This is a genomic window from Amorphus orientalis (assembly GCF_030814015.1).
Classification (GTDB): domain Bacteria; phylum Pseudomonadota; class Alphaproteobacteria; order Rhizobiales; family Amorphaceae; genus Amorphus; species Amorphus orientalis.
The window spans coordinates 538,672-565,077 of the sequence record NZ_JAUSUL010000002.1 but is presented as its reverse complement, the minus strand read 5'-3'; the positions used below and the strand labels follow the sequence as shown (position 1 = coordinate 565,077).

Sequence of the window (26,406 nt, the reverse complement as noted above, 5' to 3'; positions counted from 1 at the left end):
CGCCCCATGCTGACCGTGACCGACCTCACCTACCGAATTGCCGGACGCACCCTGTTCGACGGGGCGAGCGCGAGCTTTCCCGCGCGCGCGAAGGTCGGCTTCGTCGGCCGCAACGGGACCGGCAAGACCACCCTGTTCAAGCTGATCCAGGGCGACCTGTCGCCCGAGAGCGGCGATATCCGGCTTCCCAAGGGGACCCGGATCGGGGCCGTCGCCCAGGAGGCGCCGGCCAGCGACGCGACGCTGACGGAATGGGTGCTGGCCGCCGATACCGAACGCGCGTCGCTTCTGGCGGAGGCGGAGACGGCCACGGATCCCGCGCGGATCGCCGAGATCCACGTCCGCCTGTCCGACATCGACGCCCACTCCGCGGAGGCCCGCGCGGCGCGCATCCTCTCCGGCCTCGGCTTTTCGACCGCCGCCCAGGCCCGGCCCTGCCACGAGTTCTCCGGCGGATGGCGGATGCGCGTGGCGCTCGCCGCCGTCCTGTTCTCCGCGCCAGACCTTCTGCTCCTCGACGAGCCGACGAACTATCTCGACCTGGAAGGCACGATCTGGCTGGAGAGTTATCTCGCCCGCTATCCCCATACCGTGCTGCTGATCTCGCACGACCGGGACCTTCTGAACGGCGCGGTGGACCGGATCCTGCACCTGGATCAGGGCAAGCTGACGCTTTATTCCGGCGGCTACAATTCCTTCGCGCGGCAGCGCGCAGAACAGGCCATGCTGCAGGAAAAGCGCATCGCCAAGCAGGAAGCGGAACGCAAGCACCTCCAGGCGTTCGTGGACCGCTTCCGCGCCAAGGCGTCCAAGGCGCGGCAGGCCCAGTCCCGGCTGAAGAAGCTGGAAAAGATGGAGACCATCGCGCCGGTGGTCGACGATCAGGTGCTGCCGATCCGGCTCGCCGATCCGCCGGGCCGCCTCTCGCCGCCGATCGTCACCATGGAAGGCGTCTCCGTCGGCTACGAGCCCGGAAAGCCGATCCTGTCCGGTCTGACGCTGCGCATCGACGACGACGACCGGATCGCCCTGCTCGGCTCCAACGGCAACGGCAAGTCCACGTTCGCCAAGCTGATCGCCCGCCGGCTCAAGGCCGAGACGGGCCGGATCGTCGCCGCCGACAAGCTGACCGTCGCCTATTTCGCCCAGCACCAGCTCGACGAGCTGGTCGGCAGCGAGACGCCCGTCGATCACGTCCGTCGCCGGCTTCCGGGCGTTCCGGAGGCCAAGGTCAGGGCCCGGGTCGCGAATTTCGGTCTGGCCGGATCACGGATGGACACGCCTGCCGACACGCTCTCCGGCGGCGAGCGGGCCCGGCTCCTGCTCGGCCTTGCGACCTTCGAGGGACCGCATCTTCTGATCCTCGACGAGCCGACCAACCATCTCGACATCGACAGCCGCCAGGCGCTGATGGAAGCCATCAACGACTATGCCGGCGCCGTCCTGCTGATCTCCCACGACCCCTATCTCATTGAGGCGTGCGCCGATCGGCTCTGGCTGGTTGGCAACGGCACGGTCGCGCCGTTCGACGGGGATCTCGACGACTATCGCTCGATGCTCTTGCGCACCGACGCCGACACGACCCCAAGGGACGGCGGCGACGACCGGGCGCGCGGATCGGCCCAGGATCGCCGGCGCGCGGCAGCCCAGGCCCGGGCGGAGCTGGCACCTCTGAAGAAGAAGATCACCGCGGCCGAACGCAAGCTGGAAGCGCAGCAGACCCGCCTCGCCACCCTCGATGCCGCACTCGCCGACCCGAAGCTGTTCTCGAAGGATCCGGGCAAGGGTGCCTCGCTGGCGAAGGAGCGTGCCGACACCGCCGCGGAGATCGCGAAGCTGGAAGAAGACTGGATCACGCTTTCGGCGGAGTACGAAGAAGCGCTTTCAGTCGACTGATCTCAAAGACTTATCCGGCTTTCTTTTCCCATGCGCCGGATGCGCTCTGGCGCCAGTAGGTGACGCTGTGGCCGGCCGCCTTCGCCTCGCTCCAGCGGCTCCGGGCGTCCTGGACCGATTCCGGATCGTGACCATCGAACAGATAGACGACCCGTTCGTAGGCGGAGAGGTCGTCCGTGGTCGCCCGGTCCACCAGAAAGCGGACATTGGCCTGGTTCGGGTTCTCGTCGACCGCCGTCAGCCAGATCGGCTGCAGCGACGCATGGCCGTCATGGGCGGTGCCATGGGGCAGAAAGGCGTCGTCCCGATAGGTCCAGAGATGAGCGTCCAGCGCGTCGCGGCGTTCCGGGTCGCTCGACTGGACCACGACCCTCCATCCGCGCGCCAGCGACCGCTCGAGCAGCGTCGGAAGGACCTGATCGAGCGGCTGGCGCTCCAGATGGTAGAACAGCACCTCGGTCATAGCCGCGACTGACGTCTCCTCCGGGCACACCGCCCGCCTGTCCCACTGCTTCGCACATCCGGCCGGACGTCTGGTTTCCAACAGTCCAGCGCGCGACTGCGTGCCGGCCGGTCAGGCCGCGCCCGCGCAGCCGCGAGCAAAGCGAGCTGGCGTGAGCGGACAAGATTCTTCTCCCGCAAGCCGGACGGAAAGCCGGTTCCCACTTTTCCTGGCTTTGCTGTCTCCCCCCGCAAAGCCGGACGGAAAACCGGTGCCCACTTTTCCTGGCTTTGCTTTCTTCCCCGCAAAGCCGGACGGAAAACCGGTGCCCACTTTTCCTGGCTTTGCTCTTATTCCTCGTAGTTGTCGGCGATCACCCGGTCGATCAGGCGGACACCGAAGCCGGACGCGAACGTGCGGCTGATCTCGGTCGTCGGCGCGTTCATGCCCGTACCGGCGATATCGAGGTGGACCCAGGAGGTCTCCCCGACATAGCGCTTGAGGAACTGGGCTGCCGTGATAGAGCCCGCCGACCGGCCGCCAGTGTTCTTCATGTCCGCGACCTTGGAATCGATCAGCTTGTCGTACTCGCGGCCGAGCGGCAGCCGCCAGACGGTGTCACCGGTCGCCTGCCCGGCGGCGGAAAACTCCGTGGCCAGCTTGTCGTCGTTGGTGAACAGCCCCGCATTGTGATGGCCGAGCGCGATGATGACGGCACCCGTGAGCGTGGCCAGATCCACGACGAACTGCGGCTTGAACCGGTCGATCGTGTAATGAAGCGCATCGGCCAGAACCAGGCGGCCTTCGGCGTCGGTGTTGATGATCTCGATGGTTTGCCCGGACATGGAGGTGACGATGTCGCCCGGGCGCTGGGCCTTGCCGTCGGGCATGTTTTCCACCAGCCCGATGACGCCGACCACGTTCGCATGAGCCTTGCGGGCGGCGAGCGCGTGCATGAGGCCGACGACCGTGGCCGCACCGCCCATGTCGCCTTTCATGTCCTCCATGTTGGCCGCCGGCTTGATGGAGATGCCGCCGGTATCGAACACCACGCCCTTGCCGACGACGGCCACGGGCGGCGCGTCGTTGCCCCCCTGCCAGCGCATCACCACGAGCCGCGGCGGACGCTCGGAGCCCTGGGCGACACCGAGAAGCGCGTTCATGCCGAGCGCCTTCATGTCGGCTTCTTCCAGCACCTCGATCTCGACGCCGAGCCGCGACAGTTCCGAGGCGCGCTCGGCGAATTCCACCGGCCCCAGCACGTTGGCCGGCTCGTTGACCAGATCGCGCGCGAGGATCACGCCGTCGGCGATGCCGCTGAAGTTCGGCCAGGCTTCGGTCGCCTCGGACGGATCTGCGACCGCGAACGCGATATCGATGCCCTCGCTGCTTCCGTTGTCCTCCGACTTCGTTTTGTAACGGTCGAAGCCATAGGCCCTCAGACGCATGCCGAGCGCCATCTGCATGGCGGCGCCGGTATCGACCCGCGCGCCGTCGGGACGTTCGGCGACCAGGGTCGCCTTCCGGGCTGATTTACGCGCCGCGAGCGCGCCGAAGGCCGCGCCGCCGATATCCGTCCACTCCGATTCGCTGGGCTCCCCGCCCCCGATTCCGACCAGGACGATGCGCTCGTAGCCGAGCCCCGCCGGGGCAAGCAGCTCCAGCGTCTTCAGGCGCTTGCCCTTGAACGAGGCGAGCTCCATGGCGCGCTTGAGAAGGCCGTCGGAGGCCTCGTCGATCTCGCGGCCGATCGCTCCGAGTGCGGCATTTTCGCCGACAAGGACGATGACGACCCCGTCGACCGGCCGGGACGCCTCGACAAAGCTGATCGTGGGGGAAGCGGTCATGGCGGCGGTAACCTCGTTGAGTTGTCGGGAGGAAAGGCACAGGGGTGCCGGCGGCGAAGCCGCTGGCGGAAAAATGGACGGTGATGGCCCGCTCCGCAAGCCGGACCCGCATCGTTCACTTTGAAGCGACTTTAACCTTGTCGCTTCACCGCCTATTAAGGGCGATCGAGTGGCTATGCTTGTATCCCGCGGATGCGTCGACAAGGCCGGCGCGCGAGTGTGGGCCTGTTCCGCCTGGGTGATCGTTTCTTGGTTACATGCGTCTGATCGAGTTCTACATTTTCCGCCGCGTTGCCACCGCGTTCATCGCGGTGATGGTCGTGCTGACTGCGGTCGTGTGGACCACGCAGGCACTGCGTCAGCTCGACGTGGTGACCTCGAAGGGACAGACGCTCGGGCTTTTCATCCAGCTCACCGGCCTGGCGATTCCCTTCCTGATGCTGCTGACCGCTCCGATCGCGCTCGTGATGGCGATGGTCAGCGTCTACAACACCTTCAACGGGGACAGCGAGCTCGTGGTGATGAGCGCGGCCGGCAATTCGCGCTGGCAGCTGCTCAAGCCGAGCCTCATCCTCGGCGTTCTCGTCACGCTGGCCATGCTCGTCGTGTCCACCTGGGTCGCGCCCATGGGACTGAAGAAGGTCCGCGTCCTGCTGACCCAGGTCCGCGCCGACGTGATCGCCACCGTACTGCAGCCCGGCCGCTTCATGTCCATGGAGAACGGCCTGACGGTCCATATCCGCGACCGGCTGCGCGACGGCTCTTTGCAGGGCCTGGTCCTGTCCGACGAGCGCGACCCGGCCAAGAGCCAGACCTATCTGGCCGCGACGGGCCGCATCGTGGAGACCGCCGACACCACGCTTCTGGTGATGCGCAACGGCTCGATGCAGCGCTTCGACCGGCGGGACGGCGAGATGTCCATCGTCCAGTTCGACGCCTATGCCTTCGACCTGACGAGCATGCTGCCCAACAACGTCTCCGCCACCTTCCGGCCGAGCGAACGCACCGTGTTCGAGCTGATGAACCCGGACCCTGACGATTCGTACGCAATCGCCAATGCCGACCGGTTCCGGGTGGAGATGCACGACAGATTCGCACAGCCGCTCTATCCGCTCGCGCTCGTTCTCATCGGGTTCCTGTTCGTCGGCGACCCGCAGACCCTGCGCCAGGGCCGAACCGCATCCATCATGGGCGCGATCGTGGTGATCGGTGCCGTGCGTTTCCTCGGCTTTGTCGCCACCACCCTGTCGGTCCGCTTTCCCATCTTCACCCTGGCGATGTACGGGATCCCGCTCGGGGCCTCGGCAATCGCGCTCTGGATGATCCTGACCAACCGGACGGTGCACGTTCACGAGCGCATCGCCGCCGAAGTCACTGACTGGATCAAGAAGTTCAATACGGCCCGGGGCCAGAAAGCCCTTGCCGCCCGGGGGCAGGCTGCGCCATGAGCGGTATCGTCCTTCCCCGCTACCTCGCGATGCGATTCGTGAGCTCGATCGGCGCCGTCTTCCTGCTCGGCACCGCGATCATCCTGCTTGCGGACTTTCTCGAGCTGTTGCGGCGCACAAGCGACTCCGACAGTATCACGGTCCTCAGAGCGCTCCTGATTTCCGCGCTCCGCACGCCGTCCCTTACCGAGGAATTCCTTCCCTTTGCAGTTCTGTTCGGCTCAATCGCAGCCTTCATCGGGCTCAGTCGACGGCTGGAACTCGTCGTGGTGCGGGCGGCGGGCGTCTCGGTCTGGCAGTTCGCCGCTCCCGCCCTCGTGGTCGCGATCCTGATCGGCATGGGCGCGACGACGATCTACAATCCGCTTTCGGCAACCATGAAGGAGCGGGCCAACCGGCTCGGCACGACGCTGTTCGAGGGCGAGCAGAACCTGCTCATCCAGACCAGCGGCGACGTCTGGTTCCGACAGGACGGACTGGAAGGCGAGTCGATCGTCCACGCCCGCCAGGTCGTGTCCGGCGGCGAAGAGCTTTTTGACGTCGCCGTCTACCAGTTCGATGACGAGAACGTCTTTCGCCAGCGGATCAATGCCCGCAAGGCGACCCTGAGCGATGGCGAGTGGCTCCTGGAGGGAGTCACCCTCTATTCCACGGACGGAGAGAGCGAGGAGCTGGATACCTATTCGCTCTCCACCTTCCTGACGCCGGCGGAAGTCCGGGAGACGGTCGCGCAGCCCGATGCCGTCCCGTTCTGGCGGCTCCCCGGCGTCATCGCGCTGACCCAGCGCGCAGGGCTCCCGGCCTACCGCTACCGGCTGCGCTACCAGACCCTGCTGGCCCGGCCCATCCTATTGGCGGCAATGGTTCTTATCGCCGCGACCGTATCTTTACGAATGGCTAGGCTTGGTGGTGTAGCACGTGCCATAGCAGGTGGCGTCGCCGCCGGGTTCGTGCTTTATGTTACCGCTGAGATCACAAGCGACCTAGGGGGCGCCGGAGTGATATCGCCGTCTGCGGCGGCGTGGGCACCGGGGCTGGCTGCTATTTTGTTGGGTGTTTCGATCCTGCTGCATCAGGAGGACGGATGAGGCTGGGGATGCGTCGCATTTTACAGCCGGGCCAGAAGGCTTCCGTTCGCCGGCTGACGTCGCCGCGGCGTGGTGCCGGGGTGCTGTTGGCGCTCGTCCTGACGACGGCGCTGATCGCGCCTCCGCTCGCCCTCGCCCAGGACACGCAGGAAGACGATCTCTTCGCGTCGGCCGCGCCCGCCGGCGATTCGGAGCTGGTGCTGCAGGCCGACGAGCTGATCTACGACCGTGAGACCGACGTCATCTCGGCGGTCGGCAACGTCGAGATGTACTATAACGGCTATACCCTGTTCGCGAACCGGGTGAAGCTCGACCGCACAACGGGCCGCTTTACGGCCGAAAACGGCGCCAAGCTCACCGAGCCGGATGGAAACATCATCGTCGCGGAAACGATCTCGCTGACGGACGATTTCCGGGACGGCTTCGTCAACTCCCTGCGCATCGACACGCCGGAGCGCACCCGCCTCGCCGCGGAGCGCGCCGAACGGGAGGACGGAACGGTCACGACGCTGCACCGCGGCGTCTACACAGCGTGCTATTCCTGCCTTGCCAATCCGGACCGGCCGCCGACCTGGCAGATCAAGGCGACCAAGATCGTCCACGACAAGGACAAGAAGACCATCACCTACCGCGGACCGCGCTTCGAGTTCTGGGGCGTCCCCGTCGCGTACTTCCCCTATTTCAGTCACCCCGATCCGAGCCAGAAGCGCCGGTCCGGTTTCCTGCGTCCGGCCGTCTTCTATTCGGAAGACCTCGGTGCCGGCGCGTCGATCCCGTACTACTGGGCGCCGGCCGAGAGTTGGGACGTCACCTTTACGGCGACGCCGATGTCCCGCCAGGGTGTTCTGCTCGACGTGGAATACCGTCAGCAGCTTCGCAGCGGCGAGATCTCGATCCGCGGTGCCGGCATCAAGCAGCTGGATCCGAGCGCTTTTGCTGGAACGGCCGGCGATACCGACTATCGCGGAGCGATCGTTGGCACCGGGCGGTTCACGATCAACCAGTACTGGACCTGGGGCTGGGACGCCGCCTATTTCAGCGACGTTACGTTCGCCAGCGACTACGCCCAGCTGTGGCAGTCGACGAGCACATCGCAGATCTTCCTCACCGGCATTGCCGGGATGAATTATTTCGACGCGCGGGCGATGGCCTATCAGGTGCTGCGGGAGGACTACACCTATCGCGGCGTGACCTCGCCGCCGATCGGCTCGCCGTTCACGCCGACGGGAATCGACCAGCAGGAAAAGCAGCCGTACGTCCACCCCGTGGTGGACTACAAGGTGCTGTCCGACCAGCCGATCCTCGGTGGCCAGTTCTCCTACGACATGAACCTCACCTCGCTGACCCGCGACGAGACCGACGCCATCTTCACGACCAACGGCCAGGCCCGGTTCCGCGGCGTCGCGGGCACCTTCACGCGGACCAGCGCCAAGGCCGACTGGCGCCGGCAGCTGATCGACCCGATCGGACAGATCTTCACGCCGTTCGTCTCCGCGCAGGCCGACCTGTTCATGCTGGACTCCACGGATCCGAACGTCACCGCGCTGGCCGACGAAACCCTGGTCGGTCGCGCCATGCCGACTGCGGGCGTGGAATACCGCTATCCCTGGCTCAGCGCCCACAGCTGGGGCACCCAGCTGTTCGAACCGGTCGCCCAGGTCATTGCCCGACCGGACGAGACGGGCATCGGAGAGTTGCCGAACGAAGATGCCCAGAGCATCGTGTTCGACGACACGACCCTGTTCCAGGCTGACAAGTTCTCCGGATTCGACCGCGTCGAGGGCGGCACCCGCGCCAACCTCGGCCTGCGCTATACCGCCTCGACCTACGGCGGAGGTTTCCTGTCGGGCCTGATCGGACAGTCCTATCAGCTGGCCGGCAAAAACTCCTATTCCGCGCCGGGCATCCTCGACGCCACGGAATATTCGGGCCTCGAAGACGACGCCTCCGACTATGTCGCGAGCCTCTATCTCGACACAAATATGGGGCTCAATCTCAGCGCGCAGGGCCGGCTGGACAGCGAGGATCTCGAGCCGAACCGTTTCGAGGCCCAGGCCACCGGCGTGACCGGACCGGTGACGTCGCAGGTGATCTACGCCTTCATGGCTGCGCAGCCGGATCTCGGGATCACCGAGGATCGGCGCGAGGTTCAGGGCGCCGCGAACCTGAGGTTCCTGCGGAACTGGCGCCTGTATGGACGGGTTCGCTACGACCTGGAGGATTCGGGCGTGGTGCGTGACGGGTTTGGTGTGGGCTACGACGACGATTCCATGTCGGTGTCCCTCACCTTCTCCGAAGACCGGGGCGGCTATCCGACCTATCCGGTCGATCGCACGGTGTTCTTCCGCTTCGGCCTGCGGACGCTCGGCGACACGGACCTGTCAACCGGCCTCGTGAACGATTATCTTACCGATTGATCCGGAGCGGTCGGATCGCCGGTTTCGGGCTCCCAGGGACAGATGGAGCCGCTGGCGGATGATCCTCGAGGCGCCGGTCGACGGAAGCTTTACCGAACGCGCAGCTCGGCGCGTTCCTGCCGACGGCGCAGCCGCGCGCCGATCCGGCGGAGGCAGCGGCTCACGACGTGGACACCACGCGACAGGCGCAATTGGAGGATGAGCGTGGCGGTACGGACTGGTTTTCTTCGCATCCCGGCAATCTGGCTCGTGGCGCTGGGTCTCATCGCGCTGTTCCAAACGCAGCAGCCGGCATTCGCCCAGACGCGGATCGAACTCGTCGTGAACGACGAACCGATCACCAACTATGCCATCGATCAGAGGGCCAAGCTGGTCCGGCTGACCGGCGGCGGCGGTCGCAATCCGCGCAGCGAAGCCCAGGAGCAGCTCATCGAGGAGACGCTCCAGATGCAGGAGGCCAAGCGCAACGGCGTCCGGGTGCCCGATGCCCAGGTGAATTCCGCGTTCGCCGACATCGCCCAGCGCGTGAAGCTCTCGCCCTCGAACTTCGAGAAGGCCCTGCTTCAGAACGGCGTGAACCCGCAGACCTTGAAAGACCGGCTGAGGACCCAGATCGCCTGGGCCCAGGTGGTCCGCTCGCGCTACAGCAGTTCGCGTTCGCTGACCGAGCAGGACCTGATCGCCACGCTGCGCGAGAAAGGCAGCGAAGCCGCGAAGGACATCACCGAATACCAGCTCGACCGCGTGATTGTCGTGGTGCCGAAGAACGCGTCCGGCGGTGAGGCTTCCCGCGCCCAGGCCAAGGCCCGTCAGCTGCGGTCCCGGTTCACGTCCTGCGCCGACGGTCTGTCGCTCGCCCGCGAACTGCAGGGGGTCGTCGTCAAGTCGGTCGGCCGTCGCCTCGCAAACGAGCTTCCGGACGAGATGCAGGCCACGATCGAGGAGACCAGCGTCGGCCGCCTGACGCCCCCGGAGAAGTCCGACGAGGGCTACGTGATGATTGCGGTCTGCGCGAAAGAGACCGTCCGGAGCACGGAAGCTGCAATCCAGGAAGTGCAGCAGGAAATTGCGGGCGAGGAAGGCGAGCTCTTTTCCCGCCAGTACCTCCGCAATCTGCGCAAGGATGCCGTGATCGAGCGGCGCTGATCCGGCCATGCTCGACAGGGCCCACGACCGGCAGCCAGCCCCGCTGGCCGTCACCCTCGGCGAACCGGCCGGCATCGGCCCGGATCTCGCGCTGATGGCCTGGTCCATGCGGGACCGCCAGGCCGTGCCGCCCTTCTTCGTGGCCGGCGACCCGGAGTTTCTCGCCCGACGCGCCGAGGCCCTCGGCCTCGATGTCCGGCTTGAGGTCTGCAGCCCGTCGGAAGCGGTGGCGCTGTTCGGCCGCGCCATTCCGGTGGTGTCGCTCGACTGCGCCGTAGCCGGCGTTCCGGGCGCGCCGTCGGGAGCCGACGCGGCGGCCGTGATCGGCTCGATCGACCGGGCCGTGACCGCGGTCCACGCCGGAGAGGCCCGGGCCGTCGTCACCAGCCCGATCCACAAGAAGAGCCTCTACGGCGCAAACTTCACCTATCCTGGCCATACCGAATATCTCGGCGCCCTAGCCGAGCATCTGTACAAGGTGCCGGCGACGCCGATCATGATGCTCGCCGGCCCCCAGTTGCGGACCGTTCCCGTAACCGTCCACATTCCCCTGCGGGACGTCCCGAACGCGCTGACCTCCGACATGATCGTCACCACCGGACGGATCGTCGACGCCGATCTGCGCGACCGCTTCGGCATCCCCGCGCCCCGGATCGCGGTCACGGGGCTCAATCCGCATGCGGGCGAAGGCGGCGCGCTCGGCAGCGAGGACGAAGCCGTGATCGCACCTGCGATCGCCCGGCTCAAGGACGAAGGCCTCGACGTCAGAGGCCCCTTCCCGGCCGACGCGATCTTCTCCGCCCGCGCCCGGGCGGGCTACGACGTGGTGCTGGCCATGTATCACGATCAGGCCCTGATCCCGGTGAAGACGCTCGCCTTCGACGAGACGGTCAACGTCACCCTCGGCCTGCCCTTCGTGCGCACGTCTCCGGACCATGGCACCGCCTTCGACCTGGCGGCAACTGGCCGGGCGGGTCCCGAGAGCTTTCTGGCAGCGCTCGCCATGGCCGACGGGATGAGCACCATCGGGACCGCTCCCGCCGATCTCGATGAGTGAAGACGATCCGCTGCCGCCGCTGCGCGACGTCATCCGCGCCCACGGCCTCAGCGCGCGCAAATCGCTCGGCCAGAATTTTCTTCTCGACCTCAATCTCACCCGGCGCATCGCACGGGCCGGCGGTGACCTGTCGGCCGCAACCGTCGTCGAGGTCGGCCCCGGGCCGGGCGGCCTGACCCGGGCGCTCCTGATGGAGGGCGCGCGCAAGGTCGTGGCCATCGAGCGTGATCGCCGCTGCGTGGAGGCGCTGCAGGATGTCGCCGCGCACTATCCCGGACGGCTGGAGATCATCGAAGGCGATGCGCTGTCCGTCGACATGGCGGCGCACCTCGATGGCCGGCCCGGCACTATCGTGGCGAACCTGCCGTACAACGTCGGAACGGCCCTGCTCGTCGGCTGGCTGGAAACCGAGCCGTGGCCTCCCTGGTGGCAGTCGCTTACCCTCATGTTTCAGAAAGAGGTGGCGGAGCGGCTGATCGCAAAGCCCGGGAGCGCGGCCTACGGACGGCTCAGCGTCCTGACCGGCTGGCGCGCCGAAGCCCGGATCCTCTTCGACATCAGCCCGAAGGCCTTCACGCCGCCGCCGAAGGTCGTGTCGGCCGTGGTGCACCTGACGCCCCGTGCGGAACCGCTCGCCTGCCACGGCCCGACGCTCAGCCGGGTCACGGCGGCCGCGTTCGGGCAGCGCCGCAAGATGCTCCGTCAGAGCCTGAAGAGCCTGGGCGGCGACACCCTCGCCCTGATCGAATCCGCCGGCCTGGAGCCAACCGCACGGGCGGAGACGGTGTCCGTGGAGGGTTTCGTGGCACTCGCGCGCGCGCTGGACCAGACCCGGGCCGGGAGCGATGTCCGGTCGGACTGAACCAGCTTCAGCCATCCGGTGAGAGGCACGGATACGCGCCCATCGACCGTTCGGTTCAGAGATCGGCGATCAGACCGTCCACGAAATCGGACAGGCCCGGCGACCGGGCGCGCTTCAGGCGTTCGGCGGCCAGGATGGACCGCACGCCGGCCAGAGCCCGTTCGAGATCGTCGTTGACGATGACGTAGTCGTACTCGCTCCAGTGCGTCAGTTCGGTCTTGGCGTTCGAGAGGCGCTTGGCGATCGTCTCCGCATCGTCCTCCGCCCGGCGTTCCAGACGGACCTTCAGCTCCGCCCCGGAAGGCGGCAGCACGAAGATCGACACCACGTCTTCCCGGCTCGACTCGTAGAGCTGCAAGGTGCCCTGCCAGTCGATGTCGAACAGGATGTCCTCGCCGCGCGCCAGGGCCGCTTCGACGGGCGCGCGGGGCGTTCCATAGAAGTTGCCGTGGACCTCGGCCCATTCGAGGAGCTCGCCCTGGTCCCGCATCGCCTCGAACTGGCGCTGCGACATGAAGTGATAGTGCACGCCGTCGGCTTCGCTCATGCGCTTGGCGCGGGTGGTCGCCGAAATCGACAGCTCGATATTGTCGTCGGTGTCCAGAACCGCGCGCGAGAGGGTCGACTTGCCCGCCCCCGAAGGCGAGGACAGCACCAGCATGACGCCCCGGCGGGGCAGATCGGCCTTCGGTTCCGACACGCGTCTACTCCAGATTCTGGACCTGCTCGCGCAGCTGGTCGATCACCACCTTCAGTTCCAGCCCGAGCGCGGTCACGTCCCGGTGCACGGACTTGGAGGTCAGCGTATTGGCCTCCCGGTGGCATTCCTGCGCGAGGAAATCGAGGCGCCGGCCGACGGCACCGCCGTCCGACAACAGCGCGGCCGCGGCCTCCACGTGCCCGTCGAGGCGGTCGAGCTCTTCGGCGATGTCGGCCCGCGTGGCCAGCAGGGCCGCCTCCTGGTAAAGCCGGGCCTCGTCGAGGGAATTGGAGGCGTCCAGCAGCGCCGTGACCTGTGCGGCGAGCCGGTCGCGTACGGCTTCGGTGCTGCGCGAGGGGTGCGCCCGGGCCGATTTCGCGAGATCGGAGATCGCCGTCACCTGAGCCCGGACAACGCCGGCGAGCCGCGTCCCCTCGGCACGCCGGTTCTCCTCCAGCATGGCGAGCAGACGATCCAGGTCGCCCAGGATGCGCTCATCGAGCCCCTCGTCGGAGGTCGACGCGACCTCGACCGGTTCAAGCACGCCCTTGATGGCGAGCAGCCCGTCGGCACTCGGCGGCGCCACCTCGCCGCTCGCCTGGAGCGGCCGGATCAGGGCCAGAATGGCTTCCAGATGGCTCTCGTTCAGTGTGTAACGGGCGACGCTTTCGGTCTGCGACACGGCAAGCGAGATCGACACGTTGCCGCGCTTGAAGCGTTTCGACACCCGGTCGCGGACGACCGGATCGAGCCGGTCCCAGCCTGGAGGCAGGCGCAACCGGACATCCAGTCCCCGCCCGTTGACCGAACGGGCCTCCCAGGCCCAGCTCACCCCGTCGGCTTCGCCGCGTGCGGACGCAAATCCCGTCATCGAGGAGAGCGTCATGAACGGTCTCCCCAAACCAACGGGTTTGCCCCGGTGGACACGCGAAGCTGCGCCCCGCGGGCCACCGTGCGGATCTCAAACGCCATGCCTAGTTCGCCTGCGATTCGGAGCCGCCGCTGTTCGCCCGCTCCGCCTCGATCTCGCGCCAGCGGGCGACGTTGCGCTGATGCTCGGCGTAGGTCTCGGCGAACGCGTGACCACCGGAGCCGTCGGCGACGAAATAAAGGTCGTCGGTGCGCGACGGATTGGTGACCGCCTCGATCGCGGCGCGGCCCGGATTGGCGATCGGCCCGGGCGGCAATCCGTCGATCTGATAGGTGTTGTAGGCGTTCGGCCGTTCCAGGTCGGAGCGGTAGATCGTCCGGGCCTGTTCCCAGGCTTCGCCGCCATACAGCCCGTAGAGAATGGTCGGATCCGACTGCAGCTTCATTCCGCGCTGGAGCCGGTTCAGGAACACTCCGGCCACCCGGTTGCGCTCATCGGCCCGGCCGGTCTCCTTCTCCACGATCGACGCCAGCGTGACGACGTCGTCCTTGCTGTCGATCGGCAGGTCGTCGACACGCCGCTCCCACGCCTCGTCGAGAACTTTCTCGTGGGCCCGCTGCATGCGCTCCAGCATCTCCATACGGGAGGTGCCACGGGTGAACTTGTAGGTTTCCGGAAGCAGGCTGCCTTCCGCCGGAATGACGTCGATGTCGCCCACCAGGATCGGATCTTCGTTCAGACGGCTCACGATCTGGGCGCTGGTCAGGCCTTCGGGAATGGTCACCGCGTGCTGGATGGAGCGACCTTCCACGAGGCGCTCCATCACCTGCTCCATGCTGGAATGCGCCGGGATCAGGTACTCGCCCGCCTTGATCTTGGTGGCGGTGTTCAGCATCTGCGACGCACCGACGAAGATCCAGCGGTTGGAAATGATCCCCCGCTCTTCCATCTGGGCCGCAATGTTCTCCACCGAGCTGCCCTCCGCGACCACGAAATTCGCGTCCGAAGCGGCCGGCCCCGGGGCCAGGAACTCCGCCCGGCTCCAGTAGAGGCCGGCGGCGGCGGCAAGCGCGGCGACGAGCCCGAGGGTGAGGAAGAAATTCAGCACGATCACGACCGGATGCCGTGCCTGCCGCGAGCGCACCTTCGGCGGCGGCGGCGGCGCGAGTTCCGGCTGAAGCGCCTCGCGCGGACTGCGCGGCGAGGGTCGCGCAGCGACAGGCCGCGGCCGGTTTCGATCACCCGGTCCGGACTTATTCGATGCGTCCTTGTTCATCCTGATTTCCCGATCGGCGGCTCCGCGGCCGACGAACCGCGAATGCGTGCAGACAATCCTCGATCTACGCCAGACCACCAGCCCGTGGCGACGGCAAAGTCACACCCGATCGAGCCTAAATCGAGGCCGCGAACGGCGGCCCCGGGCTCCGTCAGCCGTCCACCCGCCGGAACACGAGCGAAGCGTTGGTGCCGCCGAAGCCGAACGAGTTCGACAGGGCGACATTCACTTCCCGTTCCACGGCGACGTGGGGGGCGAGATCGATGGGCGTCTCGACCGAGGGATTGTCCAGGTTGATCGTCGGCGGAATCTTGTTATCGCGAATCGCGAGCAGGGAGAAGATGGCTTCGACCGCGCCGGCCGCTCCGAGCAGATGTCCTGTCACCGATTTGGTCGACGACATGGTCAGGTCGCCGGCGGCGTTGCCCATCAGCCGCTCGACCGCGCCCAGCTCGATCTCGTCGCCCATCGGCGTCGAGGTGCCGTGCGCGTTGATATAATCGATCTCCGACGGCGTGACCCCGGCCCGCTTCAAGGCCGCGGACATGCAGCGGTAGGCGCCGTCACCGTCTTCCGACGGCGCGGTGATGTGATAGGCGTCGCCGGACAGGCCGTAGCCGATGACCTCACCGTAGATCTTCGCGCCGCGCGCCTTGGCGTGCTCGTATTCCTCGAGCACCACGATGCCGGCGCCCTCGCCCATGACGAAGCCGTCGCGGTCGCGGTCATAGGGACGCGACCCTTTTTCCGGGCTGTCGTTGAAATGTGTGGACAGAGCGCGGCAGGCGGAGAAGCCGGCGAGCGCCAGCCGGCCGATCGGCGATTCCGAGCCGCCGGCCACCATCACGTCCGCATCTTCCAGCGCGATCAGACGCGCGGCATCGCCGATCGCGTGCGCGCCGGTCGAACAGGCGGTGACGACCGCATGGTTCGGCCCCTTGAGGCCGTAGCGGATCGACACGTAGCCGGACGCCAGATTGATCAGGCGGCCGGGAATGAAAAAGGGAGAAAGCCGGCGCGGACCGCGGTCGCGGAGCGTCATCGCTCCGTCCTCGATCCCCATCAGGCCGCCGATGCCGGACCCGATCAGGACACCGGTCTTGATCTGGTCCTCGTAGGACGTCGGCTTCCAGTCGGCGTCCGAAAGGGCCTGCTCGGCTGCCGCCATGGCGAAGACGATGAAGTCATCCACCTTGCGGCGTTCCTTAACCTCCATCCAGTCGTCCGGATTGAAGGTACCGTTTGAGCCGTCGCCCCGCGGAATCTGGCAGGCGATCTGACAAGCGATATCGGACACGTCGACGTGCTCGACGCGCGAGGCGCCACTCTTGCCACTCAACGCGTTGGCCCAGGCCGCTTCAACCCCGCATCCCAGCGGGTTCACCGTTCCCAGCCCCGTTACCACCACGCGTCTCATCAAATGGCTGCCGCCTCTCGCTTGTCGTTGGCTCTCTGCCTCCGCGTCCTTCGGCCCCTGATCGCCAAGGGCCGACGGACGGGTCGGCGCTCTTACTGGGTGTTCTTCTCGAGGAACTTCACGGCGTCGCCGACCGTGAGAATGGTCTCGGCCGCGTCGTCCGGAATTTCAACGGCGAACTCTTCTTCGAAAGCCATGACGAGTTCGACCGTATCCAGGCTGTCCGCCCCCAGGTCGTCAATGAAACTGGCGTTCTCCGTGACCTTCTCCGGCTCTACGCCGAGGTGCTCCACGACGATCTTCTTCACCCGTTCCGCGATGTCGCTCATTCTCGGTTCCTCGATTGTGCTTGGCGAAACTATCCTGCCGGGATGTCCCGGCCTCTCGTTGACCGCGTCGTTTTCTCTTAGGAAAGACCCAGCGGAAGATCCAGGACCGAATGACCTCGACAGTCGCGACCGCCACGGTAGCGTTCTTGTCTCGGCCCGTCCTCAGGGCGCGGCGGTTGGTAACACACTTTCAATGGCTTGACCAGAAGCGCCGCGGGCCCTGCGGCCCAGGAATGACGGGCCCTTGGGCCCGCATTCATCACGTCAAATCATCACCATCCCGCCATTGATGTGGAGGGTCTGTCCGGTGACGTAGCCAGCCTCGTCGCTGGCCAGGTAGACCACTCCGCCGGCGATGTCGGAACCCTGCCCGAGGGTTCCGGCCGGCACGGCGGAGAGAATCGATTTCTTCTGCTCGTCGTTCAGGGCATCCGTCATCGGGCTTTCGATGAAGCCCGGCGCGACCGCGTTCACCGTGACGCCGCGCGTGGCGACCTCCTTGGCGAGCGCCTTGGTCATGCCGATCATGCCGGCCTTGGCGGCGGCGTAATTCGCCTGCCCCGCGTTGCCGGTCACGCCCACGATCGAGGTGATGTTGATGATCCGGCCCGAGCGCTGACGCATCATCGTGCGCAGGCAGGCGCGCGAGAGCAGGAAGGCGACCGAGAGGTTGACCTCGAGCACCTGGTCCCAGTCCTCGTTCTTCATCCGCAGCGCCAGCATGTCCCGGGTGATGCCGGCATTGTTGACGAGGATGTCGACGGTTCCGAGCGCTTCTTCGCAGGCCGGCACCAGCGCATCCACGCTCTCCCGGTCCGACAGGTCCGCCGGGCACACCGCCACCCGGTCGCCGAGTTCGCCCGCCAGCGCGTCCAGCGCCTCGCGCCGGGTGCCGGACAGCGCCACCTTCGCACCCTGGGCGTGAAGTGCCCGGGCGATCGCGCCGCCGATACCGCCGCTTGCGCCCGTGACGAGCGCGGTCTTGCCGGAAAGGTCGAACATGTCGCTCAGGCGCCTTTTTCGCTTTGGGACCGCACACGTTCGGCGAACGTGCGCACATCGTCGGGCGTATTGACCGCAATGCCTTCGAGGCTTCGGTCGATTCGCTTGGCAAGGCCAGTCAGAACCTTGCCGGACCCGATTTCGGCGACGCAGTCAACGCCGTTCGCCGCCATCCACTCCACCGATTCGCGCCAGCGCACGCTTCCGGTGACCTGTTCGACCAGCCGGGCGCGGATCTCGTCCGGCTCGCTGATCGGCGCGGCCAGGACATTGGCGACCACCGGCACGACCGGGGCGCGCAGCGACACGGACTTCAGCGCGTCGGCCATCACGTCGGCCGCAGGAGCCATCAGCGGACAATGGAACGGCGCGGAGACCGGCAGCAGCATCGGGCGCTTTGCGCCGCGCTCCTTGGCGATCTCGATGGCGCGCTCGACTGCGGCCTTGTGGCCGGACACCACGACCTGGCCGGGGGCGTTGTCGTTGGCCACAGCCAGCACGTCACCTTCCGCCGCATCGGCCACCACGGCTTCGGCGGCCTCACGGTCCAGGCCGAGCAGCGCCGCCATGGCACCCTCGCCCACCGGAACGGCGTCCTGCATGGCTAGGCCGCGCTGGCGCAGGAGCCGCGCGGCATCGGCGACGGAGACGGCACCGGCCGCGGCGAGCGCGGAATATTCGCCAAGCGAATGGCCGGCGACGAGGGCCGCCGTATCGGCAAGCGAAATGCCTTCCGCCTCAAGCGCGCGCATCGCCGCAAGGCTGACCGCCATCAGCGCCGGCTGGGCGTTGGCCGTCAACGTCAGCGTCTCGATCGGGCCGTCCCACGCAATCGCGGACAGCTTCTCGCCGAGGGCCTCGTCGACTTCCTCGAAAACGGCAGCGGCGGCCGGATACGCGTCGGCGAGCTCTCGGCCCATACCGACGGACTGGCTGCCCTGACCAGGGAACGTGAATGCGATCGTCATATTGAGCAGGCGATCCTTCCCGGAGGCGCGATCGGCGCAAGCTTGCCGGGGTTTCGTTAGGTGCATCCGCCGATGAAGAACGGATCAATCGTGCGGCCGGAAAAAGACGACGCGATCGCACCCTGTCAAGTGCCGAGACCCAAAACCGATCAAACCCGTTGCATTTTTCGCCGAAACGTCTAGATACGCCGATCTACATCACATTCGGCTGGAAGCTGAACGGAAAGCCTGGGTCGGTGGTCGACCGATCGAGGCAGGGTCCCATCATCGGGAACCGCTTTCCCGTGTTTCCGCTCGCGAAGGCGCATTCGAACGCCTTTCCCGAAGGCTTCGACGAGGCTTTGCGCCGGATGTGAAGGGCAACAGAGGAAGGCACATCATGCCGCTTTACGAGCATGTGTTCCTGGCACGCCAGGACATTTCCGGCCAGCAGGTCGACGGTCTCGTCGAACAGTACAAGGCCGTGATTGAGGAATACGGTGGATCCGTCGGACGGATCGAGAACTGGGGCCTCAAGAATCTCTCCTACCGCGTCAAGAAGAACCGCAAGGCGCACTACGCCCTGATGGATCTCGATGCCCCGCCGGCGGCCATCGCCGAGATGGAGCGTCAGATGCGGCTCTCCGAAGACGTGATCCGTTATCTGACGGTGAAGGTCGAGGCTCACGAAGACGGCCCGTCCGTCATGAAGCAGAAGCGCGAACGCGATGACCGCCGTCGCGGCGACCGTCCCGAGCGTGGCGACCGCCCGGATCGGGGCGACCGTCCGGACCGGGGTGATCGTGGAGACCGCGGTGATCGCGGCGAGCGTCGCGGAGGTGCACAATGATCGATATCGCCCAGCTTCCGACCCGGCGGCCTTTCTTCCGCCGTCGCAAGACCTGTCCGTTCTCCGGCGTCAACGCGCCGAAGATCGACTACAAGGACGTGAAGCTCCTGCAGCGCTACGTGTCCGAGCGCGGCAAGATCGTTCCCTCGCGCATCACCGCCGTTTCGGCGAAGAAGCAGCGCGAGCTGGCACGCGCGATCAAGCGCGCCCGCTTCCTAGGCCTGCTGCCGTACGTGATCAAATAAGGCCACGCGCCTTTTGAAATTGCTGACCCCCGGTCCTTGTCGGCCGGGGGTCAGTCCTTTGGGGCCGGCGCCGATGCGACCGGCCTCTAACCGCTCCCAGATCGCGGGACAGATGGAAAGGAACTGAACAATGCAGGTCATTCTCCTGGAGCGCATTCCCAAGCTCGGCCAGATGGGCGAGACCGTGCGCGTGCGCGACGGCTTCGCGCGCAACTTCCTGCTTCCCCAGGGCAAGGCCCTTCGCGCCAACGACGACAACCGCAAGCGCTTCGAGCGCGAGCGCGTCCAGCTCGAGGCCAAGAACCTCGAACGCCGCCAGGAAGCGGAGAAGGTCGGCGAGAGCCTCAACGGCGAGAGCTTCATCACCATTCGCCAGGCCGGCGAGACGGGCCAGCTCTACGGCTCGGTGTCGACCCGCGACATTTCCGAGATCCTGACGGAGAACGGCTTCACGATCGGCCGCAACCAGGTCGAGATGCACCAGCCGATCAAGGCGCTGGGCATTCATGAAGTCTCCATCCGGCTTCACCCGGAAGTCGCCGTCACCGTGACCATGAACGTCGCCCGTTCCCAGGACGAGGCCGAGCGTCAGGCCCGCGGCGAAAACGTTCTCTCCCGCGACGAGTACTTCACCTTCGAGGAGGAGGAAGACGAGGAGAGCGAGGGCGATCTGGCCGAAGGCGAGACCGCAGAGACTGACGCAGAAGACACAGCGGACCAGGAACTTAGCTGATCTTCACGGACCGGTGACCGCGCGCTTGAGCCGCGCGCGGTCCTTTGCTTACGATGGCGCCAGTTGAAACGGAGAGTCGCGGACGCTCCCATCTACTGGATCCGCGACGGGGCGCAGTATGGACCGGCTTCTGAAAACCTTCCTGTCGAGAGTCGTGAAGGCGGGAAATCTCAAGATCGTCGATGCCGAAGGCAAGGTTCAAGCCTTCGGCGACGGCACCGGAGACTTGGTGCAGGTACGCTTCACGGACCCGAAGGCCGAGCGCAGCTGCATTCTCAATCCCGGGCTCAAGGTCGGCGAGTGCTACATGGACGGGTCGCTCGTCATGGACGAGGGCTCGATCTACGATTTTCTGGCCGTGGTCCTGTCCAACGCGGGGCTGGACCGGCCGGCCTGGTGGATAAAGGCCGAAGAGACCTATCGCTATCTCACCCGCCGGCTCCGTCAGAACAACACGCTGACCCGTTCCCGCTCCAACGTCGCCCATCACTACGATCTGTCGGGCGACCTCTATCGCCTCTTCCTCGACGAGGACTGGCAATATTCCTGCGCCTATTTCGAGACGGCCGACGCGGACCTCGACGACGCCCAGCTCGCCAAGAAGCGGCACATCGCCGCCAAGCTGGCCATCGAGCCGGACATGAAGGTCCTGGATATCGGCTGTGGCTGGGGCGGAATGGGGCTCTATCTCGCCCGCAATCTGAATGCCGACGTGACCGGCGTCACGCTGTCCACCGAGCAGCACGAGCGGGCCAACGCACGTGCCTCCGAAGCGGGCCTCGCCGATCGCGCCCAGTTCCACCTCAAGGACTATCGCAACCTTGACGGACCATTCGACCGCATCGTGTCGGTCGGCATGTTCGAGCACGTCGGCGTCGGCTATTTCCCGGAGTATTTCCGCAAGTGCCGGGATCTTCTGACCGACGACGGGGTCATGCTGCTCCATTCGATCGGCCGTTTCGACGGACCCGGAGACACCAACTCCTGGATCGACAAATACATTTTCCCGGGCGGCTACATCCCGGCGCTGTCGGAAGTGATCCCCGTGATCGAGTCCGCCGGTCTGAAGATCACCGACATCGAGATCCTTCGGCTCCACTACGCCGACACGCTGCGGGCCTGGCGCGAGCGCTTCATGGCGCGGCGCGAGGAGGCCAAGGCGCTTTACGACGAGCGGTTCTGCCGGATGTGGGAATTCTATCTGGCGGGCTCGGAGACGGCATTCCGCTATCAGGACATGATGGTCTTCCAGATCCAGATCACCAAAGATCAGGAGGCCCTGCCGCTCACCCGCAACTACATGGTGGAGACCGAAAACCGTCTGCGCGGGATCGACGGGACTGCGGTTCGGCTTCAGGAAGCCGGCGAGTAGGCCGGTTCGCCGGTCAAGTCCGAATCGCGGCACACTGCACGAGGCCGTGGATAGCGGGGGCGACGAGGCCCTCCCCCTCCCCTTGGCGTTGAAGAGTCGCTAAGCGTAAGCGTGCGGCCGGGGCCTGATCCTCGCCGCCTTCGTGTCATGATCCGGCCTCGAAAGCGCGCCCATTACGGGCACGGTGCCGGACGTCTTTGGGCGACCCTGAACGGGACGGAGCGAACCGATGGCCACGTCGGCCCTTTCGATCACAAGCGAGACCGCCGATACCCGCTCCTCCCCCCACAATGTGGAGATCGAGCGGCAGCTTCTGGGCGCCATTCTCGTCAACAACGAGACGTTCTACCGGGTCACGGACTTCCTGGAGCCGACCCACTTCTTCATCGATCAGCACCGGCAGATCTACGAGAAGACGTCCCAGCTGATCCGGGCGGGCAAGGTCGCCTCGCCGATCACGGTGAAGACGTTCTTCCCCGCCGATGCCAAGGTCGGCGATATACCGATCACCCAGTATCTGCTGCGCCTCGCCGCGGATGCGACCACGATCATCAACGCGGAAGACTACGGCCGCACGCTGATGGATCTCGCCCTGCGGCGTTCGCTGATCGTCATCGGCGAGGACATGGTCAATCTCGCCTACGATTCGCCGATCGACGCGACGCCCCGCCATCAGATCGAGGAGGTGGAGCGCAAGCTGTTCTCGCTGGCGGAAAGCGGCCGGTTCGAGGGCGGCTTCTCGACCTTCTCCGACGCCGTGACCGCGGCCGTCGACATGGCGGCGGCGGCGTTCGAACGCTCCGGCCACCTCTCCGGCATCGCGACCGGGCTGGTCGATCTCGACCGGCAGGTCGGCGGCCTGCAGTCGTCCGACCTGATCATCCTCGCCGGCCGCCCGGCCATGGGCAAAACCTCGCTGGCGACCAACATCGCCTTCAACATCGCGCGGGCCCACAAGGCGGAGGAACAGCCGGACGGGACCATGAAGACGATCGACGGCGGCATCGTCGGCTTCTTCTCGCTGGAAATGTCGTCCGAGCAGCTCGCCACCCGTATCCTGGCCGAGCAGTCGGGCGTCTCCTCCTCGCTGATCCGGCGCGGCGCCATCGACGAGGAGCAGTTCGCCCGCCTCGCCGCCACCGCCCAGGAAATGCGGACGCTGCCGCTCTATATCGACCAGTCGGGCGGTCTCACCATCGGCCAGCTCGCCGCCCGGGCGCGGCGCCTGAAGCGCCAGCGCGGTCTCGACGTGCTGGTGATCGACTACCTCCAGCTCCTGCAGGGATCCGGCAAGCGCGCCTCCGACAGCCGTGTTCAGGAGATCACCGAAATCACCACCGGGCTGAAAGCGCTCGCCAAGGAGCTCGCCGTTCCGGTCCTGGCCCTCTCCCAGCTCTCGCGTCAGGTGGAAGCCCGCGAAGACAAACGGCCGCAGCTTGCGGACTTGCGCGAATCGGGTTCCATCGAGCAGGACGCGGACGTGGTGATGTTCGTGTTCCGCGAGGAGTACTATCTGCAGAGCCGCAAGCCGAAGGAAGGGACGGAAGAGTTCTTCGAGTGGCAGGCACAGATGGAGCAGGTCGCCGGCCGCGCCGAAGTCATTGTGGGCAAGCAGCGTCACGGCCCGACGGGCACCGTCAACCTGCAGTTCGATTCCGACGTCACCCGGTTCTCCAGCCTTGCTCCCGACGACCATCTTCCCGAACGGCACGACTAGGCAGCGCGCAGGCAGGCTGCTCCGGTCAGGTCATCGGAGCAGACAGCAAATTCATCGACGGCCACGGGCCCGGCGTTCGTGGCGCGACAATTCAGGATCCAGCACCGGTGTTCCGCAGCCCTTTCTCCCCCGCCCACCCGAGAGAGCAGCATGCCGGCGCCCGGCTGACCATCGACTTGGCCGCGCTCGCCTCCAACTGGCGCATGCTGCGCGACACCGCCCAGACCGCACAGTGCGCCGCCGTCGTGAAGGGCGACGGCTACGGGATCGGCCTGGAACGGGCGGTCGACGCACTGTGGTCCGCCGGCTGTGGCACCTTCTTCGTGGCGTTGCCGGAGGAAGGCATGCGCCTGCGCGAAGTCCTTCCCGGCGCGACCGTCTACGTCCTCAACGGCCTGTTCCGCGGCGCGGAGGCGGACTATTGCGAGGCCAAGCTCATTCCGGTGCTCGGCAGCCCCGGGGAGGTGGAGGACTGGAGCCGCCATGCGCGCGCCGTTGAGCGCGAACTTCCGGCGGCGATCCACGTGGATACCGGCATGAACCGGCTGGGCATGACCCTCGACGAGGCCCAGGCATGCGCCGGCGTGGAGATGCCGCCCGGCGTCGCGCCGAAGCTCTTGATCAGCCATCTGGCCTGTGGAGACAGCCCGGACCACCCGCTGAACGAGCAGCAGCTCCAAAGGTTTTCCAAGGCGCGCGAGCTGTTTCCGGAGGTCCCTGCCTCGCTCGCCAATTCCGCCGGCGTGCTGAACGGTCCGGCCTACCATTTCGACCTAGTCCGGCCCGGGATCGCGCTGTACGGCGGCGCGTGCCGCAACGGCGTGGAAAACCCGATGGCGCCGGTCGCCACCCTGGAAGCCCGGGTGCTTCAGGTCCGCGAGGTGGCGCCCGGCGACACCGTCGGCTACGGCGCCGCCCAGACGGTCCATGAGCCGACCCGTGTGGCGGTGGTCTCGGTCGGATATGCCGACGGCTTCCTGCGGGCCGCCGGCAGCGCTGACGGTGCGCCGGGGGCGTACGGCTGGATCGCCGGACACCGCCTGCCCTTCATCGGCCGCGTCTCCATGGACCTGATCGCCCTCGACGTCAGCGCTGTGCCGGATCGGATCATGCATCGCGGCGCCTGGATCGAGCTGTTGGGCCGCCACGTGCCCCTCGACGAGGTGGCCGGAGCGGCCGGTACAATCGGCTACGAGTACCTCACCGATCTCTCGCGCCGCTACGCGCGGCGCTATGTCGGCCTGGACCTCGCCTGATGGCCAAGCGCGCACCCCGCTTCGTCTGCCAGGAGTGCGGCGCCGTCACCGGCCGCTGGGCCGGTAAGTGCGACGCCTGCGGCGCCTGGAACTCGATCGTCGAAGAGGTCGGAGCCGACCCGATCCTGGCCGGCACCGGCAAGGCGCCGTCGGTCAAGGGCCGGCGCGTCCAGCTCCAGAGCCTCGCCGGCAGCGACGACGAGCCGCCGCGGCTCGAAACCGGCATCGGCGAACTCGACCGGGTCACCGGAGGCGGTTTCGTACCCGGTTCGGTGCTGCTCGTCGGCGGCGATCCCGGCATCGGCAAGTCGACCCTCCTGCTTCAGGCGGCCGCACGCGTGGCCATGGGCGGCGATCCGGTGGTCTACATCTCCGGCGAGGAGGCGATCGCCCAGGTGCGGCTGCGCGCCGACCGGCTCTCGGTCACCGCCGCACCTGTGGCGCTGGCGGCGGAAACCAGCGTGGAGGACATTCTGGCGACGCTGTCGTCGGGGCCGCGGCCGGCGCTGGTCATCATCGATTCCATCCAGACGCTCTACACCTCGATCGCGGAAGCAGCCCCCGGCACCGTCTCCCAGGTCCGCGCCAGCGCCCAGGCCCTGATCCGCTACGCCAAGACGTCCGGAGCCACGGTCGTGCTGGTCGGCCACGTCACCAAGGACGGCCAGCTCGCGGGCCCCCGCGTCGTCGAGCACATGGTCGACGCGGTGATCACCTTCGAGGGCGACGGCAGTCACTCGTTCCGGCTTCTGCGGGCCACCAAGAACCGATTCGGCCCGACCGACGAGATCGGCGTGTTCGAGATGACCGGGTCGGGGCTGAAGGAAGTGGACAATCCGTCCCAGCTCTTCCTCGGCGAGCGCGACACCGCGAGCCCCGGCGCGGCGGTCTTCGCCGGCATGGAAGGCACCCGGCCGCTGCTGGTGGAGATCCAGGCCCTGGTCGCGCCCTCCAGCCTCGGAACGCCGCGCCGGGCCGTGGTGGGCTGGGATTCCAACCGGCTTGCGATGGTCATCGCGGTTCTCGAAGCGCGATGCGGCGTCCGTCTCGCCGGCTCCGACGTCTATCTCGCCGTGGCCGGCGGCTTGCGCATCACCGAGCCCGCCGCCGACCTTGCCGTGGCGGCCGCCCTCGTCTCCTCTCTGGCCGGACTTGCCCTGCCCAGTGATTGCGTCTATTTCGGCGAAGTCAGTCTGTCCGGTCGCGTTCGGTCGGTCGCGCACGCGGCGGGTCGCCTGAAGGAAGCGGAGAAACTGGGGTTCGGCCAGGCAGTGGTTCCCGAAGCGGTGACGGCGGATTCGCCGAAAGGGTTGCGGACTGTCGCCATCGGCGGCCTCAACGACCTTCTGGGTCGGGTCTTCGAAGGGGCGGATCTCGACCGGCTTCGCGGGGCGGCGGACGACACCGACTCCAGCCCGCCTGCAGGTCGATCGAGCGATCCGGAGGGGCGCCGCGCATCGCGGCATGGGAGCATGAGGTAATCAAGCG

General features: G+C 66.7%; 23 protein-coding genes. 14 read left to right on the top strand and 9 right to left on the bottom strand.

Annotation, left to right across the window (positions count from 1 at the left end):
• Nucleotides 1-6: 6 nt before the first annotated feature.
• Nucleotides 7-1,896 carry an ABC-F family ATP-binding cassette domain-containing protein gene (locus J2S73_RS10410; protein WP_306885457.1) on the top strand — a complete coding sequence of 630 codons (1,890 nt, stop codon included), beginning with the start codon at nt 7-9 and terminating at the stop codon, nt 1,894-1,896.
• Between the two features lie 10 nt (nt 1,897-1,906).
• Here J2S73_RS10410 and J2S73_RS10405 read toward each other — a convergent pair whose 3' ends face one another.
• On the bottom strand, nt 1,907-2,359 hold the full coding sequence (locus J2S73_RS10405) for a DNA polymerase III subunit chi (protein ID WP_306885456.1): 453 nt from the start codon (nt 2,357-2,359) through the stop codon (nt 1,907-1,909).
• Between the two features lie 329 nt (nt 2,360-2,688).
• Entirely contained in the window at nt 2,689-4,185 is a 1,497-nt protein-coding gene (locus tag J2S73_RS10400; RefSeq protein ID WP_306885455.1) for a leucyl aminopeptidase, read from the bottom strand.
• 257 nt (nt 4,186-4,442) lie between these two features.
• Between J2S73_RS10400 and lptF the strand changes: the two genes are divergently transcribed.
• The 6 genes from lptF to rsmA all read left to right on the top strand — a co-directional run bounded on the left by lptF (nt 4,443) and on the right by rsmA (nt 12,203).
• Entirely contained in the window at nt 4,443-5,633 is a 1,191-nt protein-coding gene (lptF, locus tag J2S73_RS10395; protein WP_306885454.1) for an LPS export ABC transporter permease LptF, read from the top strand.
• Entirely contained in the window at nt 5,630-6,721 is a 1,092-nt protein-coding gene (gene lptG / locus J2S73_RS10390) for an LPS export ABC transporter permease LptG (RefSeq protein ID WP_306885453.1), read from the top strand. The genes lptF and lptG overlap by 4 nt, the downstream gene beginning before the upstream one ends.
• An 8-nt stretch (nt 6,722-6,729) precedes the next feature.
• Nucleotides 6,730-9,138: an LPS-assembly protein LptD gene (locus J2S73_RS10385; protein WP_306885452.1), complete on the top strand. Its 2,409-nt coding sequence runs from the start codon at nt 6,730-6,732 to the stop codon at nt 9,136-9,138.
• Nucleotides 9,139-9,342: 204 nt separating this feature from the next.
• Nucleotides 9,343-10,284, top strand: coding sequence for a SurA N-terminal domain-containing protein (locus J2S73_RS10380; RefSeq protein WP_306885451.1), 942 nt, complete (start codon nt 9,343-9,345; stop codon nt 10,282-10,284).
• A 7-nt stretch (nt 10,285-10,291) separates the two neighbouring features.
• A complete protein-coding gene (pdxA, locus tag J2S73_RS10375) occupies nt 10,292-11,341 on the top strand; it encodes a 4-hydroxythreonine-4-phosphate dehydrogenase PdxA (protein ID WP_306885450.1) in 1,050 nt (349 codons plus the stop codon).
• Complete coding sequence (gene rsmA / locus J2S73_RS10370) at nt 11,334-12,203, top strand: 16S rRNA (adenine(1518)-N(6)/adenine(1519)-N(6))-dimethyltransferase RsmA (protein WP_306885449.1); 870 nt, start codon at nt 11,334-11,336, stop codon at nt 12,201-12,203. The genes pdxA and rsmA overlap by 8 nt, the downstream gene beginning before the upstream one ends.
• Before the next feature lie 55 nt (nt 12,204-12,258).
• Here the strand turns inward: rsmA and gmk are convergent, their stop codons facing one another.
• The 7 genes from gmk to fabD all read right to left on the bottom strand — a co-directional run bounded on the left by gmk (nt 12,259) and on the right by fabD (nt 18,766).
• Complete coding sequence (gene gmk / locus J2S73_RS10365) at nt 12,259-12,864, bottom strand: guanylate kinase (protein ID WP_306886298.1); 606 nt, start codon at nt 12,862-12,864, stop codon at nt 12,259-12,261.
• Between the two features lie 43 nt (nt 12,865-12,907).
• Nucleotides 12,908-13,789 (bottom strand): YicC/YloC family endoribonuclease, encoded by an 882-nt coding sequence (locus J2S73_RS10360; protein WP_306885448.1) that lies wholly within the window; start codon nt 13,787-13,789, stop codon nt 12,908-12,910.
• A gap of 88 nt (nt 13,790-13,877) precedes the next feature.
• On the bottom strand, nt 13,878-15,050 hold the full coding sequence (gene mltG / locus J2S73_RS10355) for an endolytic transglycosylase MltG (protein WP_306885447.1): 1,173 nt from the start codon (nt 15,048-15,050) through the stop codon (nt 13,878-13,880).
• A gap of 151 nt (nt 15,051-15,201) precedes the next feature.
• Nucleotides 15,202-16,467: a beta-ketoacyl-ACP synthase II gene (fabF, locus tag J2S73_RS10350; RefSeq protein ID WP_306885446.1), complete on the bottom strand. Its 1,266-nt coding sequence runs from the start codon at nt 16,465-16,467 to the stop codon at nt 15,202-15,204.
• A 92-nt stretch (nt 16,468-16,559) separates the two neighbouring features.
• Nucleotides 16,560-16,796, bottom strand: a complete 237-nt coding sequence (locus J2S73_RS10345; protein WP_018697873.1) for an acyl carrier protein — start codon at nt 16,794-16,796, stop codon at nt 16,560-16,562.
• Between the two features lie 264 nt (nt 16,797-17,060).
• Complete coding sequence (fabG, locus tag J2S73_RS10340; protein ID WP_306885445.1) at nt 17,061-17,798, bottom strand: 3-oxoacyl-[acyl-carrier-protein] reductase; 738 nt, start codon at nt 17,796-17,798, stop codon at nt 17,061-17,063.
• Nucleotides 17,799-17,803: 5 nt separating this feature from the next.
• Complete coding sequence (gene fabD, locus J2S73_RS10335) at nt 17,804-18,766, bottom strand: ACP S-malonyltransferase (RefSeq protein ID WP_306885444.1); 963 nt, start codon at nt 18,764-18,766, stop codon at nt 17,804-17,806.
• A gap of 379 nt (nt 18,767-19,145) precedes the next feature.
• Here fabD and rpsF point away from each other — a divergent pair, with 379 nt between their 5' ends.
• The 7 genes from rpsF to radA all read left to right on the top strand — a co-directional run bounded on the left by rpsF (nt 19,146) and on the right by radA (nt 26,399).
• Nucleotides 19,146-19,595, top strand: coding sequence for a 30S ribosomal protein S6 (gene rpsF / locus J2S73_RS10330; protein WP_306885443.1), 450 nt, complete (start codon nt 19,146-19,148; stop codon nt 19,593-19,595).
• Nucleotides 19,592-19,840 carry a 30S ribosomal protein S18 gene (rpsR, locus tag J2S73_RS10325; protein WP_306885442.1) on the top strand — a complete coding sequence of 83 codons (249 nt, stop codon included), beginning with the start codon at nt 19,592-19,594 and terminating at the stop codon, nt 19,838-19,840. The genes rpsF and rpsR overlap by 4 nt, the downstream gene beginning before the upstream one ends.
• Before the next feature lie 130 nt (nt 19,841-19,970).
• Complete coding sequence (rplI, locus tag J2S73_RS10320; protein ID WP_306885441.1) at nt 19,971-20,573, top strand: 50S ribosomal protein L9; 603 nt, start codon at nt 19,971-19,973, stop codon at nt 20,571-20,573.
• Nucleotides 20,574-20,691: 118 nt separating this feature from the next.
• Nucleotides 20,692-21,945, top strand: coding sequence for a cyclopropane fatty acid synthase (locus J2S73_RS10315; RefSeq protein WP_306885440.1), 1,254 nt, complete (start codon nt 20,692-20,694; stop codon nt 21,943-21,945).
• A gap of 229 nt (nt 21,946-22,174) precedes the next feature.
• A complete protein-coding gene (locus J2S73_RS10310) occupies nt 22,175-23,662 on the top strand; it encodes a replicative DNA helicase (RefSeq protein ID WP_306885439.1) in 1,488 nt (495 codons plus the stop codon).
• Between the two features lie 107 nt (nt 23,663-23,769).
• Nucleotides 23,770-24,918 carry an alanine racemase gene (gene alr, locus J2S73_RS10305; RefSeq protein WP_306885438.1) on the top strand — a complete coding sequence of 383 codons (1,149 nt, stop codon included), beginning with the start codon at nt 23,770-23,772 and terminating at the stop codon, nt 24,916-24,918.
• A complete protein-coding gene (radA, locus tag J2S73_RS10300) occupies nt 24,918-26,399 on the top strand; it encodes a DNA repair protein RadA (RefSeq protein WP_306885437.1) in 1,482 nt (493 codons plus the stop codon). Before alr ends, radA begins: the two co-directional genes overlap by 1 nt.
• Nucleotides 26,400-26,406: the final 7 nt, after the last annotated feature.